At 56.1% G+C, this 19705-nt stretch carries 17 protein-coding genes; all 17 read right to left on the bottom strand.

The window, feature by feature from the left end; translation table 11 throughout:
- Window positions 1–80: 80 nt before the first annotated feature.
- Entirely contained in the window at window positions 81–2045 is a 1965-nt protein-coding gene (locus PCAR_RS06395; protein WP_011340834.1) for a glycoside hydrolase family 57, read from the bottom strand.
- Window positions 2042–2986, bottom strand: coding sequence for a methionyl-tRNA formyltransferase (locus tag PCAR_RS06400; protein WP_011340835.1), 945 nt, complete (start codon window positions 2984–2986; stop codon window positions 2042–2044). The genes PCAR_RS06395 and PCAR_RS06400 overlap by 4 nt, the downstream gene beginning before the upstream one ends.
- Complete coding sequence (locus PCAR_RS06405; RefSeq protein WP_011340836.1) at window positions 2983–3660, bottom strand: PIG-L deacetylase family protein; 678 nt, start codon at window positions 3658–3660, stop codon at window positions 2983–2985. The genes PCAR_RS06400 and PCAR_RS06405 overlap by 4 nt, the downstream gene beginning before the upstream one ends.
- On the bottom strand, window positions 3657–4892 hold the full coding sequence (locus PCAR_RS06410; protein ID WP_011340837.1) for an ATP-grasp domain-containing protein: 1236 nt from the start codon (window positions 4890–4892) through the stop codon (window positions 3657–3659). The genes PCAR_RS06405 and PCAR_RS06410 overlap by 4 nt, the downstream gene beginning before the upstream one ends.
- Window positions 4885–5634, bottom strand: a complete 750-nt coding sequence (locus tag PCAR_RS06415) for a 3-oxoacyl-ACP reductase family protein (protein ID WP_011340838.1) — start codon at window positions 5632–5634, stop codon at window positions 4885–4887. The genes PCAR_RS06410 and PCAR_RS06415 overlap by 8 nt, the downstream gene beginning before the upstream one ends.
- A gap of 70 nt (window positions 5635–5704) precedes the next feature.
- Complete coding sequence (locus PCAR_RS06420) at window positions 5705–7396, bottom strand: thiamine pyrophosphate-binding protein (RefSeq protein ID WP_011340839.1); 1692 nt, start codon at window positions 7394–7396, stop codon at window positions 5705–5707.
- Between the two features lie 48 nt (window positions 7397–7444).
- Window positions 7445–8539: a glycosyltransferase family 2 protein gene (locus PCAR_RS17730; protein ID WP_011340840.1), complete on the bottom strand. Its 1095-nt coding sequence runs from the start codon at window positions 8537–8539 to the stop codon at window positions 7445–7447.
- A 46-nt stretch (window positions 8540–8585) separates the two neighbouring features.
- On the bottom strand, window positions 8586–9908 hold the full coding sequence (locus PCAR_RS06430; protein WP_011340841.1) for a glycosyltransferase: 1323 nt from the start codon (window positions 9906–9908) through the stop codon (window positions 8586–8588).
- Window positions 9905–10921, bottom strand: coding sequence for a radical SAM protein (locus tag PCAR_RS06435; protein WP_011340842.1), 1017 nt, complete (start codon window positions 10919–10921; stop codon window positions 9905–9907). The genes PCAR_RS06430 and PCAR_RS06435 overlap by 4 nt, the downstream gene beginning before the upstream one ends.
- Before the next feature lie 108 nt (window positions 10922–11029).
- A complete protein-coding gene (locus PCAR_RS06440) occupies window positions 11030–12697 on the bottom strand; it encodes a B12-binding domain-containing radical SAM protein (protein ID WP_011340843.1) in 1668 nt (555 codons plus the stop codon).
- A 31-nt stretch (window positions 12698–12728) separates the two neighbouring features.
- On the bottom strand, window positions 12729–13772 hold the full coding sequence (locus PCAR_RS06445) for a radical SAM/SPASM domain-containing protein (protein WP_011340844.1): 1044 nt from the start codon (window positions 13770–13772) through the stop codon (window positions 12729–12731).
- 79 nt (window positions 13773–13851) lie between these two features.
- Entirely contained in the window at window positions 13852–15003 is a 1152-nt protein-coding gene (locus tag PCAR_RS06450; protein WP_011340845.1) for an FkbM family methyltransferase, read from the bottom strand.
- A 51-nt stretch (window positions 15004–15054) separates the two neighbouring features.
- Window positions 15055–15918, bottom strand: a complete 864-nt coding sequence (locus PCAR_RS06455; protein ID WP_011340846.1) for an NAD-dependent epimerase/dehydratase family protein — start codon at window positions 15916–15918, stop codon at window positions 15055–15057.
- 13 nt (window positions 15919–15931) lie between these two features.
- Window positions 15932–16477, bottom strand: coding sequence for a dTDP-4-dehydrorhamnose 3,5-epimerase family protein (locus PCAR_RS06460; RefSeq protein ID WP_011340847.1), 546 nt, complete (start codon window positions 16475–16477; stop codon window positions 15932–15934).
- Window positions 16468–17823 carry a lipopolysaccharide biosynthesis protein RfbH gene (gene rfbH / locus PCAR_RS06465; protein WP_011340848.1) on the bottom strand — a complete coding sequence of 452 codons (1356 nt, stop codon included), beginning with the start codon at window positions 17821–17823 and terminating at the stop codon, window positions 16468–16470. The genes PCAR_RS06460 and rfbH overlap by 10 nt, the downstream gene beginning before the upstream one ends.
- Window positions 17816–18919 (bottom strand): CDP-glucose 4,6-dehydratase, encoded by a 1104-nt coding sequence (gene rfbG, locus PCAR_RS06470; RefSeq protein ID WP_011340849.1) that lies wholly within the window; start codon window positions 18917–18919, stop codon window positions 17816–17818. Before rfbG ends, rfbH begins: the two co-directional genes overlap by 8 nt.
- Window positions 18919–19695 carry a glucose-1-phosphate cytidylyltransferase gene (gene rfbF, locus PCAR_RS06475; protein WP_011340850.1) on the bottom strand — a complete coding sequence of 259 codons (777 nt, stop codon included), beginning with the start codon at window positions 19693–19695 and terminating at the stop codon, window positions 18919–18921. Before rfbF ends, rfbG begins: the two co-directional genes overlap by 1 nt.
- Window positions 19696–19705: the final 10 nt, after the last annotated feature.

The following is a 19705-nucleotide window of genomic DNA, read 5'->3' on the forward strand; positions in this document are numbered from 1 at the left end:
GAAGGCGCGATTTGCGGTGCCCGGGCGGGCATGGCCATTCCCGTGAGATTGAAACACCGGAGAGCGGAGACGGGAGCGGTTCAGTTTCCTGAGGTGATGGTAAGGCAAATCCGTCGATCATGAAAACAATGGCGTTCCCGTACGCGACAGGCGGTATCGTCCATTTCCATGGCGGACAGGGCAAGACGATACAGATAGTGATGGTTCACGGGAGCATGGACGATATGACCGGTCAGGGCCGCCGAGGTTTTGTCGCTTTGGACCCGGATCCACTTCAGGCGGTCGCCGAGTTCGGCCAGACCCGAGGTCATACCGAGGGCATTGTTGGCCGACACCAGAGTCGACACCGGGGTCAGGTGGTTGATCGGTTCGCCGTGTAACAAAAAGGTCTCGGGCGTGTAGCCGCCGTTATGGCTCCGGAAAAACAGGGAGGATCCATCAAAGGCATCCGGATTAAGGGTGACGTGCCCCAATCGCAAAGTGCCAAGGGGGCATGCAGGCCAGTGAAAATGATGACCGATTTCTATGCGGGGTTCGATGGCATCAACACGGATGGTTTTGATCACCGGCCCGACGGGAGTCGGGATCTCTGCCGTCAGGATCATGTTCTTCTTTCCGTATTCTATCCGGGGCTCTACCGCAACGAGATCGGTGATTTTGTGTCGGCCCGCGACTTCCAGAACAAAATGGCCGGTGTAATAGTCCATGCCGAACTGGATGTCATCGAAATAACCGTGGGGCAGGGTTCCGATGAGGGGGGCGGAGGATAGTTGTTTGTTCCACCAACCGTCGATGGCCATGCCGCGCCGCAGGTTAAGGCGGAGTTTTTGCGTCGCGGTTTCGATGATGAAAAAGGAACCTTCCTGCCCTGTTGTGAATGGTTGCGGTTTTTTCCCGGAGGGAATACGGACATGTGCCGGGCATGGCGGTACCAGGCGCTGTTGCAGGGCGGTCAAGCGGGATTGCATATTCTGCCAGCGCTCGGCAGTGATGTGCGTACGGAAATCGCTGCTCCAGAGGTAGCAGAGTTCCCGCCGGTCGGCATCGGTACAGGCGGGGTTGTCGGCGATGGCCTGATAGAGACGCCAGCAAGCGGTATTGAGGGCCATGTCGTCGCGACCGGTGAGCCCCCAGCGCACGACGTTGTATTTGGCCTGTTTTTTTACCGGAACCGGTTGCGCCGCTGTTTCAAGCCGCAGTCGGTTGCCTGCGCCGGGGCATTCCAGAAAATCCAGGACCTTGTGCGGTCCGATCAGGGAAAACCGGTTATCGGAGAGCAGCGCTTTGTATAGTTGGGCTATGCGCAGCCATTCGCTTTTTTCTCCGATTTCGGCCTCGGTGTCAAAGCGCCCGGGGCGAAAATCGAAAATTTCGGCATCGTTGCCGTAAAGGGCAAAGGTCCGCGGGTCGTCATTGCGATGGGACGACAGGAAATCGAGATATTCCGGCAACTCGATTTCTCCGTGGGTGTAGCGCTGAAATTTCTGAAACGGGATCGATTTATTCCAGATCACCGGCAAGGCGGTGCCGTCCGGCCCGAGGGCGTGCTGGGGGAGGTAGCGCCAATCAGGGTCCCAGTCGGGGTGGTTGCTGCCGGGGTTGTCCCACTCCATAACGATGGCGCGATACCCTGCCTGACGGTAAATCGGGATCAGACCGGCGGCGTAGGCCTGTTCGTTGACCAGCGCCAATTGCGGCTGGAAGCCCAGGATTTTTTTATAGGTTTGCAGCCCCAACCGCTGATTGTCCCGATTGACGTCGGCCGGTACCAGGGGGCCGATGATCTGGGCATAACCGCTGCCGATAAATTCCGCGGGCCCGTTTTCGCAAAGATCGCGCAGTTCGGCGACCCATGCCGGATCGATGGCATGGATCGCTTCGAGGGTGTAGCCCGAAGCCTCGATGCCGAGGGGCAGCTCGTACCGGCGAATCAGGCGCAGCAGGGGCCAGTAGCACCGCCGTACGACCTCTGGGCGCTGTTCTTCCGCAATGGAAGAAAACATCAGGTTAAGGTGATATATGGAGAAAAGGCAAAGCCTGTTCATGGCAGGGCTCCCAGAATTTGACCCGGAACGATAGACGTATCTCCGGTTGCAAAGGCGGCTCCGGTTTCCCATTGCAGGTCGGAAAGCAGTACATTTCCTTCTCCACATGCCACCAGTATGCCCCCGGGCAAAAGGGCGATGACGGTACCTGGGGCAGCTTTGCGCTCATCCAGGGATTCGCGGCAACTCCAGATGAAAAGTTTTCGATCTCCGGCGTAGGTGAAAGCGCCTGGGTACGGCCGGGTTAACGCCCGTACCCAGTCGTAGATCCGGCGTTTGGGCCAGGCCCAGTCGATAATGCCATCCTCCGGCCGGCGGCGCGGCCAGACTGTTGCTTTGGCGTCATCCTGCGGGATACGCGGCGGTTGCCCCGAAGCCAGCAATGGCAAGCTTTTCACCAGTAGCTGTGCAGCTACATCATCGGTTCGCGCCCCGAGGACACCGGCCGTGTCTTCGTAGTAAACGGGCAGGGATTCCTGCAGCAATATGTCGCCCGTGTCGGCTCCTGGGTCGCACCAGAATAAACTGACCCCGGTTTGCTGCAGCCCCTTGATCAATGTCCAGGGGATGGGTGCGCGTCCCCGTCCTCCGGGAAGGAGGGTCGGGTGCATGCCGATGAACCCCTGTCGCGGGGTGGCCAGCAAAGCTTCCCCTACCAGTTGGGACACGCCGACGACCATGCCGACGTCGGGCCGGCAGGCCCGCATCCAAACGAGAATATCCGGATCGTGCAGCGAGGTGAAAGGGCGCGCGTTGAGCCGGTAGTCGCGGATAAGGTCGTCGAAGGAACAGTGCGCTACGGTAACGCCGGATTTCGACTCATCAAGGTACAGGACTCCGGCGATATGGGCACCAGCCTCCAGCAAGGCTTTGAGACAGTGGTGCCCGACGATCCTCGCGCCGATATAGACGATGCGCAGCCCGCTTATATCCGGTTTCATGGCAGGATCTCACGCAGTAAAACGAAGGGTTCGGCGGCTTCGAGACCGACCTGGCTGCCATGGGCTTTTGCCCGGGCCTCCATAGAGGGCAGCGAGCGGGCATGGGGGAAGGGGCGAAGTTCGCCTGCGTAGGCCTCCATGGCGGCCAGCTTTTTGTCCAGTACCGCGGCGATGTCCAGAAAGACGGTCGGGGCAAAAGGCCGGGAAGGGTCTCCCCAGCCGGTGGCCGAGGGGACTTCCATGGCCAAAATACGCCGTACGGTACTGCCCGGTAGCGGACGGAATGCGGTAAGGGTGGCCATGGCCGTGCGCCGGTGGTCGACGTTGAGATCGTCGGGATGATGGGTATAGACCACTTCCGGCATGATTTCTTCGGCGACGGTTTCGATGGCTTTGACGATATCGAGGAGGTCCACGCGGTCAAAGCGATTGTCGGGAAAATCGCGCAAACGCAGGTCGGTAACGCCGAGAATTGCGGCGGCCCGTGAAGCTTCGGTGCGCAGGGCGGATAATGCCTGCGGGTCCAGTTGTCCGGGGGCGTCGAGACGCGAAGACAGACCGCTGCCGAGGATCAGGATGCTGACGCTGTCACCGTCTTCCACATGGCGGGCGATGGCCCCGCCGGCGCCGAGAACCTCGTCGTCGGGATGGGCGGCAATCATCAACACCTTCATACGGCCTCCGTCGTTACGTTGATGGCGTTCACCGCCTGTTCGGCGCGGAGAATCGCCTCCTCACGGTCTTTTGCTACGGCGATAACCAATCCTGCCGAAGCGTTGGAATCTGTCGGGGGACGTAGGATGTCACCCGGAGAGGCGGTCAGGCGTACCATGGATATGCCCGGCAAGGCCCGGGCCGTATCCTCGCCCTCGATGGATAGGACGCGCCCCGGTTCCGGGAAAATCAACCGCAGGGCCACCCCCTGCTCGAATCGCGGCTGCAGGGCGTTTCCGTCTACCGGTAGCCCCAAAGACAGGCGGATCATGGCGAGGACCAGATCGACGCCGACGTTGAGGGGGATCTCATGGGTACAGAACCATCCGCCGGAAAGCCGTGCCGCCAGTTCGATAACGTAAGGTTTTCCGTCGCTGACCACGATGTCGCCCTTGACCACGCCCCGGGTTACACCGAGACTGGCCGCCGCTTTTTGTACCAGGTCGCGTACAGCTGTACGCGTTTCGCTCGGTAAAAAACTCGGCATGGTACCGCCGTTTTCAATGAAATGGGGCGCATAGCGATCAATAAATTCGTAGTTGCGATCGGCAAAACCCGGCGTATGACAGCTGCCCTCCAGTACAATACTTTCGGTACTGATCTGCGGTCCCGGAAGGTACCGCTCGACCATGACCCGACCGCCGGGCGATTGCACGATGGCGCGTTCATAGGCGGAAACCAGATTCACCTCCGGGGTCAAACGCTGCACTCCGCGCCCGCCGCGGCTGTCAACCGGTTTGAGTACCAGCGGCAAGCCCTGTTCCTTCACCAGGGTTTGCAGGTGTTCTACCGATTCCACCGCACTGAACCAGGGGATAGCCACGCCATCGGCGGCAAATTTTTCTTTCATGGCCAATTTGTCCATGGCGCGGGCCGCAACTTCGACGGGGATGCCGGGCAAACCGAGGTCGGCGGCGACCGCGGCGACGGTCAACGGCACATCGGTGGCCAGACACATGACACCGTCGATGGGCCGGACTTCCCGGTGATAGCGCCGGACTTCGGTAAGAGTGGCCTCTACGTCGTAGGTGCTGGCGATCAAACGCCCGTCGGCCGCCTGCAGCCCCGGTGCTTGCGGATTCATGTCGCTGACCACCACGTGCAGACCGAGGTCGCGGGCTTTTTCGATGCCCGGCAGAGCTTCTATGCCGCCGCCGACAAACATCAGGGTTTTTCCGGCATATTCAGTCAAAATACATTCCCCCGTTTAGGTTGAGTGTCTGGCCCGTAACGTAGGCCGCTTCATCGGAAGCCAGCCAGCTTACGGCGGCGGCGATTTCTCCGGTGGTGCCGAGGCGTCCCGAGGGGATGCTGTCGACCTTGTCCCGACCTGCTTCCGAAGCGAGTTCGGCAGCCGTCATGTCGGTGGCTACCAGGCCGGGAGACACGGCATTGCTGGTAATCCCTTTGCGGGAATACAATTTGGCCAGCGAGCGGGTGAGATTGATTAAACCGGCCTTGGCCACGGCGTAGTGGACCTGGTTCATGCCGCCCCATTGCCCCCCGATGGAGACCAGGTTGATGATCCGGCCCCAGCCGGCGTCGAGCATATCCGGCAGGACCTCCTGGGCCAGGGCGAAAGGACCGCGCAGATTGATGCCCAGCATGCGATCCCAGTCTTCGTCCATCAGGTCCAAAAAGGGTTTTTCCTGAGCGATGGCGCCGTTGTTGACCAGGATCGCCACCGGGCCACCGAAATGCCCCGTACAGTTGTACAATGCCCGGCGGATCGATTGCCGGTCCCCGGTGTCGACCTGCACGGGCAGAGCCGCGGGGAATTCAGCCGCCAGTTCGTGCGCCCCTTCCGGGTGGGAACAGTAACATGCTGCAACGGGGTAACCGTCGCGCAAAAAGCGGCGGGCAATCGCTTTGCCGATACCGCGGCTGGCCCCGGTTACGAAAACGATCCGATCGGATGGCGTTTTGTTTGTCATGCGGGATGCATCCCTTTACTACGGCGGCCCTTTCGGTATTCCGGGGCCAACCGGCCAAAAGTATTGTTGATCATTGATACCACATGCCGTCCAGGGTCTGTCCGCCCAGCAACATGGGGGAGACGGGCGCATCATGCTGAACCCGGGCATGGAGCAGAGTCGGTCCGTCGGTCTGCAAAAAGGCATCGACCACGGCCGGGTCGAAGGTCTCCAGGTCGAAGGCCCGGACGCCGTAGGCTTCGGCAATGGCACGGAAGTCCGGATTGCAAAAATCCCCGGTGACCGGGTCGTCGGCGAAGGTGATGCGCTGGAACTGGGAAACGATGCCGAGTCGACTGTTGTCCAATAGCACGATTTTGATGGGCAGGTTCAGTTCCGCCGACAGGGCCAATTCCTGGATGTTCAGTTGAAAAGAACCGTCGCCGTCCACGCACAATACCAGTCGGTCGGGATCAGCCTTGGCTGCGCCGAGGGCTACCGGCAGGGCATATCCCATGGTGCCGTGGCCCGCGGAGGTCAGCAGGCACTTGCGGGGGTAGTCGAAGGAAAAATACCGTGCTGCCCACTGCTGATGGGAACCGACCCCGGTCACGACTGTCGTAACCTTCTCTTTGGTGGCCCGATCGATATAGCTTAAGAGCTCGTCCGGGGCCACTCCCTGTTGCTTGCCGTGGTCGCACAGTGGCATGGTTGCCCGGTAGTTTCGGATGTGCTGCAACCATTCTTCGCGGTCGCAGGGGGGCGGCACGAGGGGCAAAAAGGCCTCCAAAAACGCTTCTGCTGAACAGTGCACGCCGGTCACATTGTCGAGCCGTGCATTTTGCAATTCCGCGACGTCGAGATCGACCTGGAAAATCTTCTTGTCGGCAAAGGCCGCCAGTTGATTGCCGGTTTGTCTTATATCCAGCCGGCTGCCGATGACCAGCAGACAGTCGGCTTCGAACAGGGCCCGGTTGGCCCAGGGCATGCCGGTATGGCCGATCCATCCGGCATTCAGCGGATGGTCGGTGGGCAAAACCCCGATGCCGCGCATACTCGAAACGACCGGCAGATTCCATGATTCGGCCAACCGGCGCAGTTGCGGGGCAGCGCCGGGAGCACCGCCGCCGACCAGCAGCAACGGGCGCCGGGCGGTGGAAAGGGCCGATGTTACCGCCGCCGGGAAAGCTTCCGGACAGGGACTAATCGGTTCCGGGGCGGCAAAAAAGTCCGCCAGCCGGGCGGCAAAGGCATGGCGGTCGGCTTCTTCCAGGGCACTCATTTGCAGGTTCATGGGCAGATCGATCACCACCGGTCCCGGTCGGCCATCGAGGGCCAGACGGGTCCCCTCCAGCAGGGCATCGCCGAGTTCCTCAGGGGTTCCGGGTTGCCAGACACCCTTGGTGATCGGTTCGACCATGCGGGGGGTGGGGACTTCCTGAAAACCGCGCTGTCGCAGGTCCGGTGCCCGCCCCAGGTCGGCGGTGCCGACCTGACCGGTAAAGACCACCAGGGGAATGCTGTCGTAAAAGGCATCCGCAACACAGGTGATCAGGTTGGTGGCGCCGGGCCCGCTGGTCACGGCAACGAAACCGGGGCCGTCAGCGGTGATCGCGTCGGCGATGGCCATGTAACCGGCTCCCTGCTCGGCCTTGGTGCAGATCAATTCGACCCCGGCGGCCTTGCATTCATGGAAAATAGGGGCGATGGTGCCGCCGGGATAGACGTACAGGCTTTTGTCAAAGTGCTTTATGAGTGTGGCGATCAGAGCGGAAGCGTACAAGGTTTTATCCTTTGCTGCGTCGAAAAGGGATTTCGGTTGTTAAATGCCTTATGGCATCGGCGGAATGATAGCATCGACCGGTGCCTGTCGGGAGATGTTTTTTGCCGTAAAGGGCCGCGATCCCTCCGGAAGCGGATACGGGGGTGCTGTTCCCGGCGTGGGGGGGGCGATGGCGGACCATGCTTTATTCAAGGCCTCCGGCGTCCAGTCGCATTTCAGGCAAGCTTTTTCGAGGAATTGATAGAGAGGGTTGTCGCAGACTCCCTCCCAGAAGCCCCGGGCGAGGTGCATGTATTCGCGACACAGACTGTTTTCGTTGCGACCCAACACGTCCATGCAATAAGCCTTGAGGCAGGCCATGGCCGTGTTTTTCTTGATTTCCGGTTTAAGTTCCTCGAGCCGTTCTGTCCCGGGGGGGAGGAACAGGTTCAAGGCCATCATTTTGGTCAGATACAGCACCTGGATCAAGGTTTTATCCTTGATGCTGATCGATGAGGCTGAAGCTTCGTGCCTCCTGTATTGAACCAGTATTTCTTTTCTGTATCCGACATCCCAACCGAAATTGAGTAAGAGGACCGGGAGACAATCGGAAAACTCATATCCTCCGACCTCGCGCATGCATTCCGTCCTGATCAACATTTGGACGGGTGCGGTGTGCCAACCCAGGAGATTGACCCTGGCTTCTTCCATGCCGGGTATGATTCCACTGTCTTTATAAAAAACATGGCTGGGATAGACGTTGCCTTGGTCGTCGATATACTCCTTTTCGGCGAAGACATAACCTAAGTCCGGATTTGAATCGAAAACTTCAAGGTTTAGTTTTAAAAAATCCGGTTTTAGTATGTCGTCTGCATGTAAAAATACTATATATTTGCCACGGGCAATATCGAGGCATTTATTCCAGTTTTTTATCGGCAGAGGTATATGTCTATCCAGGTTTACGGCAACAATCCTGCTATCCATTTTTTTATAGTGTTTGATAATGTCCCAGGAATTATCGGTTGAAACGTTGTTTACAATAAGTAATTCAAAATCGGTAAAGGTTTGTGATAGTGCACTTTCAATAGCCCCACCAATATATTTCCCCATGTTGTAGTTAGGTATGGCAATGGTAACCAATGGGGTGTTTTTTTTGTGTAACATGGATGCTCCTTGCGCAATTGTTGCATTTTATTAAATTGGATAAACGCTAAATAAATGGTGTGCTATCATCATTTGCAATTTCTGAAAGGCGATGTGACCATCGCATCAATTTTTTATTGTCGGGAAAATACTTATGGAAATGGTGTGCCGTTCCCTTGGTCTTTTCGATGAGACCGTGGACCGACAGGTCCGTTAACATGGATTCGCCGATGGTATCTTCTGCGAAGATTTGAGGTGTTTTTTGACACGACAGGAACCAATCGGGCGGTTCTTTGCCGAAAATATCGATAAAGGAAACGGTTTCTTTGTCGGTGCCCAATAGTTCCTGATAGTGGTCGGTCAGCAAGGACTCCATTTTTTTTCCGGAAAACCGCTCTCGGGTCGTGATGGCAGCCCGCTTGCCCATTTCTTTAAATTGCGCGGGGTTATTTTTTATCCAATCGATGGCGTCGGCAAGTTCCTGCGGAGATTCGATGATGAATCCCGTTTTCATGGGGGCGACGATATGACGTTCCGCGGGATTGTTGAGAACGATCGGGACGATACCCATGGCCATCGTTTCCAACAATGCATTTTCGGTGGTGCCGTAATGTTCGGGGTTGAGCAGGTAGATGAGGGTATTGATCGACATCAATTCGCCGACGACATTTTCTTTAAATCCGCAAAAATCCAATAGTCCCCTGCGTCCCGCTCGATCGCACTGTTGTTGCAGGATGTCCTTATTCAGTTCGTCGCCGATCATTTTTACGGTGAAATGAGGCTCCCTGATGGCCACCAGGAAATCGACGTAACGGGGGTGGAGTTTGGAGAAATTCAAACTGCCGATATATCCCGCCTTTATATCGCACCCCTCCGGTTCCTCCTTTACGGGGAAACCGGAGAACCCCCCGCAGCTATTCACCACGCCGAGGCGGTTCCTTACTTCCTCCGGTAGATTTTTTACCGGGCCGGCTTCGTAGGAACAGGGCGAGGTAAACAGGAACCTGTGCGCCGCGCGATATAATTCCGGGGGCGTAACCGGCGTATGCAGACCGGACACGTGGCTCCAGACGAGTAACCGCATCGGCGGAAACGGTTGGCTGCACAGGCTCCGGAGGGTGGCAGGATGATTCCACCATTCGAGTTGTACGATGTCGGCCGCGGAAACCATTGTGGCCAACTCCCTTTTGGCCGGCGCGATGACCACATCGCATCCGGTGGCCTTTGCCCTGTCGACAAAAATCCTTTTTTCCGGTTCTTCCAGACAGGCGATGGTATGATGCACCGGTGATTTCACCTGGGCCGCTTGCTCCACGAGGCCACTGAGGGCTTTACCGACTCCGCCACCGAGATGGGGGGTAATATGGAGGACTTGGATCAGGTTTTTCATGGTCGCGACGCCCGGAGTTTGTTCAGGAGCATTTCGGCATACGGATCGATATTGTCCGGCAAACAGTGGGTGAGTTGTCCGCAATCGGCGCAAATTGGCTGCTCTTTTCGTTTTCCCAGAAGATGGAGACTCCGCTGTTCGAATAATTTTTCGCCGGTCCAGATACTCTTCAGACTTTCGGTCCGGATGTCGCCTACGATTAATTTTCTTGCCCAATCGAGAAAGCACAGGCTGACCGTGCCATCGGAGTTGACCGACAGCGAGTAGAAAATATAGGGGCAGGTAGAGACTTCGCTTATCGGCTGATCGTAGATGCCTTTGCTGATCGACAGGTCGAGGCGGTCCTTCACATCGAAATCGGGCCAACAGGGGGCGATGTTTTCGATGAATATTTTGTCGGCAATATCCCCGAAAGTCTTGAAAAAACGTTCCTTTTCCTCCACGGAAAGATAGTCGCCGACGATTTTAATATAGATTTCGCAGTCGCCCTTGATTTCGTAGATCCGCCGGATGTTGTTTACGTAGGTGTCGAAGTCGACGCGGGTGCCGGTGAATTCGAGAAATTGCGCATCGGATAATCCGTCGACGGAGATATTGATCCGGTCGATGCCGGCATCCAGCACCGGTTTAATGGTTTCGAGATTTAGCAACGATCCATTGGTCGTGGTATCGACCGAACGGGCAACGCCGCGTTTTTTGGCATAGGCGACCATGTCGGCAAGGTGTTTGTTTAAAAACGGTTCCCCTTCCTTGTAAAGACGCAGGACTTTCAGGGGGGAGTCGAATTCACCGAGGTCGTCAACGAGTTTATGGAACAGCTCGGGATCCATCGTCCCTTGCCATCTTCCCGTTTCTCGTATCAGTTTTTTATCGCCGTTCGGACAGAACTTACAGCGAAAATTGCAGATATTCGAAGGGTCCACAAAAAGGACAAAGGGGGTCTCCAGGGGGATGGCCTCTTCAAGCCGGGTCCGTTCTTCCCGGTTGATCCGCGGTTTGATTTCTGCTTTCATGGCGTCTGCTATTCTCTTCCCATCTAGTCTGTTAATGGCCCCTGCCACGGGCGCGCAAGGACCACCGGTCTGTCCTGACACAATCGGTATCGGGGTCTGCTGTCTGCCTTATTCCCCGGTAACCGGCACCGACCGGGGTAGCCCGAAATGCGCAATATGCTCCGACCAGTCGGGATCTTGCGCGACGATATCGTTGTATATCTGTCGGTGGTGTCGGATGCGTTGCACGTCATGCCCCTGAGCATCGAACGCCCGAGCAAGATAGTAATGGGCCAGTGGATGGCGGGGATGGCGCCGTATGACTTCTTCAAAACAACGCGCGGCGGTGTCAAAATCGCCGATACGCATCCTGTAATTATTGACGAAATTAACCTCGAGATTCATCCGATAGGTTTGCATTTCAATATGTAAAGGATCGATACCCGGGGCACGGATGACGTATTCGGTCATGTCGAGATCCCCGATTTTTTGGAATCGTTGCTCGATCCAACCGTTCTCCTTGCAAATTCTATACAACTCGCTCCCCCGCAGGGGGGAGGCGAAATTGAAAAGGCTCCAGTCGATACCAACCTGTTTAATAAATGTGAGCGTCTTTTGACGGTCCTGTTCCGTTTCCCCGGGAAACCCGTTGATGAAGAATGCCTGCACGAAAATTTCCGCGTCGTGAAGGGATTTAACGATGGGTTGAATTTTGTCCAGACGGATCGGCTTTTTTATAATGTTTTTGAGGACGGACTCCGAGCCGGATTCAATGGCGAGGTAGATGCTGTCCACCCCGGCATTTTTCATCAAGCCGGCCAGTTCTTCATCGATCAGGATGGCTGTAACGCCGTTCGGTATTTCGATGCGTAATTTGTAGGGAGCCAATCTCCGGAACAATTCTTTCGCCCGGCGCTTGTCCAGTAGCAACTGGTCATCGTAGATGGTCAATACATTCATCCCGTAACGGGATGCCAGCATGTCGATGTGGCCGATGATGGCGTCAACATCGGCATACCGCACCGATTTTCCGTGAAAAGACGGTTCTGCACAGAACACGCATTTAAACGGGCAACCCCGCGAGGTAATGAGAAAAAATTGCTGAACTTTTGCGTTTTCCGGTGCCGACACAAAAGGTGAAAAAGCTTCCTTCATACTGTAGGCCTGGATATCGATAAGTCCGTAGTCGACATCGATAACCTCATTCAGGTTGTCGACGGTGCGGGACGAGGGCTTTTTACCCTTATGCAGACTCTCCCGCGTAACCCATGGATCTTTTTCGATTTCACGCCATGGATCGGCGGCATCTACCAGGGTCGTTATGGCCAACTCACCTTCGCCATAGCAAATCGCGTCGATATCCGGCTGTTCTTCCAGAATTTCGTTGTAGGAGGCAGTCGCGCTGGCACCGCCGAGAATCAGAAGGATGGAGGGATCGAAGGTCTTGATAACTCGCGCGGTATGTTCGACATGCTTGTAGGAAACGTCAAACATCAGGGACATGCCGACGATATCCGGGCGGTGGCGGTCGAGGGCTTCCCGGAGGGTGGCCGGTGCATCGCACAGGGGAACGGTATTGAGATCGAGAATATGAATATCGACGGGGTGGCTCGCGTGCGAACGGATATAGGAGGCAAGGGTCAACACCCCGTAGGGGAATGCCAAAAAACTCCGTACCCCTTTCTGGGCGGTTTTGGCGGTGCTTTCCACCGTGTAGGGAAATATGACCAACAATAGGGACGTCGGTCGGGATCCCCCGGATGCGGGGGCGATAGCTTTCCCGGTTTGGTCTGTCATATCCAATGTCTCCCGGTTTGATAGCGTCCGATCACAGCAGGGCGGATAACATGTGGCGTTGTTCGAAAAGGAGATTTTCGATACTGGAGCAAAGGTTGCAGTGCCGGCATGCCGGCAAGTTCGTAAAATCGCCTTCGAGGTGCATTTTCCGCCATGTTTTAAGACGGTCCGATTTCAATACGGTGGCGAGGCGGTCAACCGTTGTGATGTTGTCCAACAACAATTCTTTTTTGGAATCGACGCAGCACATGGAGATATCGCCATCGCTGTGGATCATCATCATGTAAAAGGGCTGTTCACATGGCATGGACCTTTTGAAAGAGGTCGAACCGTCGCCGTTGGCCTGCTCGATCCAGTTATGTTCTTTGGTGCACCGCACGGAAATGTTGGGATAGCCGGCGATCATCGGGCCGAAATGCGCGGAAATCAACTGCGGCTCAACGTTGTCCTTATCGTCGATCCATTCTTTGCAATCGATGCTCAGGATAATGTCAGGTGCATTTTCCCCGAGGTACTCAATGCACGCTTCGATGTTTTTTATGACCTTGTCGACACAGTCAACTCCTTTATGTTCTTTATATTTTTCGGGAGTGATGTAATCGAGTGAAACACGGAAAATATCGACTCCGGCTCCGATCAGGGATTGCAGGCGGCCGGCTGTCAACAAGGTGCCGTTGGTAACGACGGTCATTTTTTCCGCCACGTTTGCTGCCTTGGCCTCTCCGATCATGTCGGCGAGCCGGGGATTCAGAAGGGGTTCTCCATTGCCGTGGAAGAATAGCATTTTCAGTTTCGGTAACCCTTCCAGCTTATGGACGATGTCGGAGAAGGTCGCAGGCGTCATGTGCCCCATCTGCTTTTTATTATCCGTATCCGGGTGGAACACATTTTGGCGGACTTTCCGGCTGTGGGCGGCACAGAAGGAGCACTGCAGATCGCAATGGGAACTCGGCTCGACGACCAGGGCAATCTGGCTGGCGTTACCGAGGGCATTGACAATGCTTTCGAGCCGGGCATCGACCTTGGCCGGATTTTTAAAGTCCGGAATTTCAATTTCGGGTGTTTTCGACATCATGAGTATTTAAATCCTGAAAGAGTGTCTGGGTCACGAACAGGTTTTTATCCGGGGCGTCGCGGGAGCACTTTCCCTTTCTTTATAATTCCCCGGGTACCGCATACAGGATGCAGCCTATGCCGCAGTAAGCGTGCAGGCGTATATAAAAACGGTAGTTGTCGAGGTTCCGGAAAAGAAATTCCTGGATTTTCCACAAACCGTCCGTGTTGTGGTAAATGGTCAGGGCCATCGCCGGCCTGCAGCGCTGGAAGGTTTCGATCCCCCCGCACACCGCCGGGTATTCGGAGCCTTCGATATGCAGCTTGATCAGGTCCAACCGCCGGAGGTTAAGCGAGTCTATGGATATTTGCCGGACCTCTATGTCGCCGTCGCCGGTAACGCACGATGCAAGGTCGCGGCGGGGCGCAAACCGGACGGTCGCATTATTTTCGCCCAGAGCCAGGCGATGGATTTCGATGTGATCTTTTCGGCCGCCCGGTAACTCCGTGATGCCACGTCGCAGGGCATCGAAATTATCCGGGTCCGGTTCGAAGGCGAGTATTTTTTCCAGCCGGGTGCCGACCTTCTCGATGTGCCGGAGCAGAATGCTGCCGTCGTGGGTGCCGCCATCGAGCATGACCTCCGGGGTGAAGCCCTGCGGGATGATGTCCGGAGGGTACCATTTCGTCCCCGGGTCGGGGCGATAATCGCAGAAGACTTTCTCTTCCCGTTTTAAACGCCAATAGAGCATTTGCAGATAGGCGCAGCGGGATCGATCATCCGCCAGTCGATGAAAGACGCGGGGGATTTTCTCCCTGTCTTCCGGTGTCGGGTCGCCGTAAAACCATCCATTTGAAATAAGGTTTCCTTCACGATATGCCTCGGTAACGTCATAAAAATACCGGATGTTTCTATAGCCGAGGCTTTTCAGGTATGCAGCGATCGGGGCCACCGGGTTGTTGACGACACTGATCACGACGGTCAATGGCTCTTTATCCGCGGCCGGGAGATCTTCCGGGTGCCGGACGGGAATTCCATAAAGCTGCGATGATTCGCGATTCATATCCAGAAAACAGGTCGGTTTTATGCCGATTTTCTCGAATAATTGATACCCCAACTTCCCCAGTCCGCCGGCGCCGTAGAAGGCAAAGGCTCCCGCAAGAGGATGGAAGGGGGTCTTTTTTTCGAAAGAGGGGGTGAAAAGCTCCTCCAGGGCGTTCTGAAGGTCGCTGTGCTTGGCGGCGTCTGGCATCAGAGATCCTGTCTTTTGCGGCAAAGGAACATAGTGTCCGTGGGTCTAAAGTTATGCGCTTTTTACCGGTTCGCACCCCGTGAGCCATTGGCGCAACCGGGTGTCATCCCCCCAGAAGGCCATCGGCTCGTAATCCGGATAGGGGTAATATCCGGCATTCAGTTTCATCCGGGAGTCGCGGTGGGCGATATGATCCTCGACCAGGCGTCGTACCGAAACCGGTTGGCCGCTGCAGATATTCACAATACCGTCCAGTCCGGGGTTTTCCACAAGCTCCACGAGGATGTCGGCCATACGTTCTACCGGCAGATAGTCTCGCAACTGCTCGCCGCCGGACATGTTAAACACGGTGTCGCCCCGATTGAGGGCGCTGTTTAACTGGGCCAGAAGGCTGCCGGGGTTTTGCCCCTCGCCGTAGGTGTAAAACAGCCGCGCCCATTTCATGGCAAAGGGATGCCTGGTCCGGAGCATTTGCAGGAATTTCCGCAGGCTGTCTTTTGCCAATCCATAGGGCGTTGCCGGAAAGGTTGGCATATTTTCGTCGAGCATGCCGTTTTGCATTCCGTACTCAAAACAGGTGCCGGTAACGACCAGGTTTTTTATACCGCTGCAGATCATTTTTTTCAGAAATCGGTAGTCGGCCGGCAGTGTCTCTTCCATGTGAACGAGGGATTTGTAATCGGGTAACCCCGGCCATGCCAAATGCATGACCGCATCCTGGATTCCGAAAAGATCCGGGTCGGTGTCCGGACGGTGAATGTCACAGGCCTTGAAATGCACCCGGTCGAACCATGGCATTTCCATGGCCCGGGTCGCATCACGCGCCACGGCCGTGACCCGGTGCCCCTTTTGCAGGAGGCGGGTTACGGTATGTCGGCCGATAAAGCCGGTGGCTCCGGTTACCAGTACATTCATGCGGGTAGTCCTGTCAGGAAAAAGGTGATTCAAAATCGCAAAAAGCCTCAAATGCGGCGTCTCTGGGGGAGATGAGCGGATTGTCGTCGGGCCATGGTATGCCGGCGGAGTTCCAGAGGATGCCCCTGTCGTGTCCGGGGCTGTAAACCGTCGAAACTTTATACATCATGGTCGCCGGGCCGCGGAGGACATAAAACCCGTGTGCCATGCCTGCCGGGATGTACAGCATGTTGGCCTTGTCCGGATTCAGTTCAATGGTCGCATGTTGGCCGTAGTCGGGCGATTCCCTGCGCAAATCGACGACCGCATCCAGCACCGCACCCCCGACACAGTAGACCAGCTTGGCGTGATCATGGGGCGGGGTTTGAAAATGCAATCCCCGCAGTACGCCCTGTTGCGATACGGAAAAATATTCTTCCCGCCAATCCGTGCAGAGGCCGTGCCGGGAAAAGGCGGGGGCATGAAATGTTTTGATAAAGGAGCCGCGTTCATCGCCCAGGACCGCCGGCAGGATTTCGTAGCAGCCTTTGAGCGGCGTTTCTCTGACGGTTACTTGCATAGGGATTCCCCGGATTTCTGGATGACATGGATCATATGCCCGAGCATCCGGTCGTCGAGCCCGGGGTAGACACCGAGCCAGAACGTGTCATGCATGATTTGGTCGGTAACAGCGAGATCCCCGATGATGCGGAATCCGGAACCGGAACGGCGCATGTCGTCAAAACAGGGATGTTTGACCAGGTTCCCGGCGAACAGCATGCGGGTTTGAATACCGTTTTCTTCGAGCTTTGCGACGATTTGATCCCTTGTAAAAGGGGCTCCGGATTTAACCGTGATGGGGAATCCGAACCAGGCGGGATCCGAATTTTGTGTGGTTTCGGGCAGGATAAACCATTTCTGCATGGCGACAAGCCCGGCTTTCAGGGTGCGCCAATTGTTCTTTCGCGCAACGATGAAGGAAGGCAACTTCTCCAACTGGGAACAGCCTATGGCTGCCTGCATGTCCGTAAGTTTCAGGTTGTACCCAAAATGCGAATAAACATACTTGTGGTCGTATCCGTAGGGAAGTTCGCCGAACTGCCGGGAAAAGCGCTTTTCGCAGGAATTGTCATGCCCGGAGGCGCACCAGCAGTCGCGGCCCCAGTCGCGGAAGGAATTGACCAGCTTTTTTAACCGCAGATCGTTGGTGTAGACCGCGCCACCTTCACCGGTGGTCATGTGGTGCGGCGGGTAAAAGCTGGATGTGCCTAAGTGGCCGACGGTGCCGGTATAATGCCAGGTGTCGCCGATCCGGTAACGGGATCCCAGGGCGTCGCAATTGTCTTCGATCAGCCACAAATCGTTATTTTCGCAGAAGGCTTTTACGGCCTGAAGATCAAAGGGGTTGCCCAGGGTATGGGCCACCATGACGGCCCTGGTTCGGCCGGAGAGGGCAGCATCCAACCGGGTGACGTCGATATTGTACGTCGGCAGGGAAACGTCGACGAAGACGGGGACGGCACCGTATTGAAGGATGGGTGTGACCGTGGTGGGGAATCCGGCGGCTACGGTGATAACTTCATCGCCGGGTTTGATCCTCCGTTCTCCCAGAGTCGGAGAAGTCAGGGCCATGAAGGCCAGCAGGTTCGCCGAAGATCCCGAATTCGTCAGGGAGCAATAGTCAACGCCCAGAAAATCGGCCAATGCCGCCTCAAAACGGTCGGCATAACGGCCGGCGGTCAGCCAGAAATCGAGGGAGGCATCGACCAGATGGGCCATGTCCTGTTCGTCGAAAATGCGACCACCGTAAGGAATGCGGTCCCCGGGGGCAAACGGTTTTTTTGGCGCAGTGTGGACATGTCGGCAATAGTCGATAGCCGCTTCAATGGCTTTCTGTCGCAATTGCTGCTCTCGTTTATCAGGCACAACAGGCTCCCATTCCGTATGTATCACATCCCGGGCCGGATACGGCCAAGGCTTCGTACGAGGTGATCTGATCTTCGGTAAAGGCTCGCATATCGATTGTGCCTTCCGCGTGGCAGCGGTACCAATCAAGGGTCCAGGCGAGAGCCCGATCCAGGGATATGGATGGTGTCCAGTGCAGGTGATCCCTGGCCCCGGAACAGTCGAGATACAGGTAGCGGGATTCGGCGGGAGAGGCAGCCGAGTCGGCGGTCCAACGTGCGCCATCTCCCCAGATACGGGCCGCCGTGCGAACCACATCGACTACGGGGCGGGCATCTTCACACCGCGGACCGAAATTCCATCCCCTGTCGAGACCGTCCGGTTTATGCCACAGGCGTTCGGCAAGCTTCAGGTAGCCACGTAAAGGTTCCAGCACATGTTGCCACGGACGAACCGCCTGCGGAAAACGCAGAGCTAAAGGACGGTTTTGGGTAAACGCTCTGACCAGATCGGGAATCAACCGATCCGCGGCCCAATCGCCTCCGCCGATCACGTTTCCGGCCCGGACGGTGGCAATCGCAACCCGGTCGTTGTTGAAAAACGACGAGCGGTACGAGGCGGTCGCCAGTTCCGCACAGCCTTTGCTGCCGGAGTAGGGGTCCTTGCCTCCCATCGGGTCCGTTTCGCGGAAACCCCTTTGGGTTTCGGGGTTGTCGTAACACTTGTCGCTGGTAACGACGATGGCAACCCGGACCGACGGCGTATGTCGGACGGCTTCGAGAAAATGAACCGTCCCCATGACGTTGGTGGCAAAGGTTTCGGCGGGGGTGCTGTAGGAGGCACGGACCAAGGGTTGTGCCGCAAGGTGAAATGCGATTTCAGGCCGGGCCTTTTGCATGGCCTGTTGAAGATCCGACAGATGGCGGATGTCACCCAGGACGGATTGCATCCCTTCCTTTACACGGGCCGTTTCAAACAGGCTGGGGGTGGTCGGAGGCTCCAGGGCGTAGCCGTGGACCTTCGCCTCCAATCGCTGCAGCCAGAGCGAGAGCCAGGACCCCTTGAATCCCGTATGCCCGGTCACGAATACCGATTTATTGCACCAAAAACCCGGCATCAGTCCCATATTTTCCACTGTGCTTTGCCCGATTTCCATAATTGTTCAAGAATTTCCTTATCCCGCAATGCATCCATGCATTGCCAAAAACCGTGGTGTTTGTAGGCCATCAGTTGCGCGTCGTCGGCCAATTCTTCAAGGGAGTCCTCCCACATGACATGGTCGGCATTCTCCGGCAGGTAGGAAAAAATTTCCGGTTTAAGAACGAAGAATCCACCGTTTATCCAACCTCCGTCGCCGGGGAGCTTTTCCTTGAAATTGGATACCAGATTGTCGTTTTCGAGACCGAGTAAACCGAAGCGGCCGGCCGGTTGTACAGAGGTGACGGTTGCCAGTCTCCCGTGTTGCCGGTGAAAGTCGATAAGTTGCCCGAGATCGATATCGGCCAGACCGTCTCCATACGTCAAAAGAAACTCCGAATTGCCGACATAGTGCTGTACCCGTTTGAGTCTGCCGGCGGTTAATGTCTGTAGTCCTGTATCCACCAGGGTTACTCTGAATTTTTCTGAGTTGGTTCGGTGAACCTCAAAACTATTTGTTTGCAGGTTAATAGTTACATCGGAGTTATAGACGTAATAGTTAAGAAAATATTCTTTTATGCTGTGGCCTTTGTAGCCGAGGCAGATGATAAAATCGTTAAAACCCTGGGTTTCAAAGATTTTCATGATATGCCAGAGCATGGGTTTTTCACCGATTTCAATCATGGGCTTGGGCCGGAGATGAGATTCTTCGGCAATGCGTGTACCCATCCCGCCGGCAAAAATGACAACCTTCATAACAAGACCT

The sequence above is a fragment of the Syntrophotalea carbinolica DSM 2380 genome, assembly GCF_000012885.1.
In the GTDB taxonomy this organism is placed as follows: Bacteria; Desulfobacterota; Desulfuromonadia; order Desulfuromonadales; family Syntrophotaleaceae; genus Syntrophotalea; species Syntrophotalea carbinolica.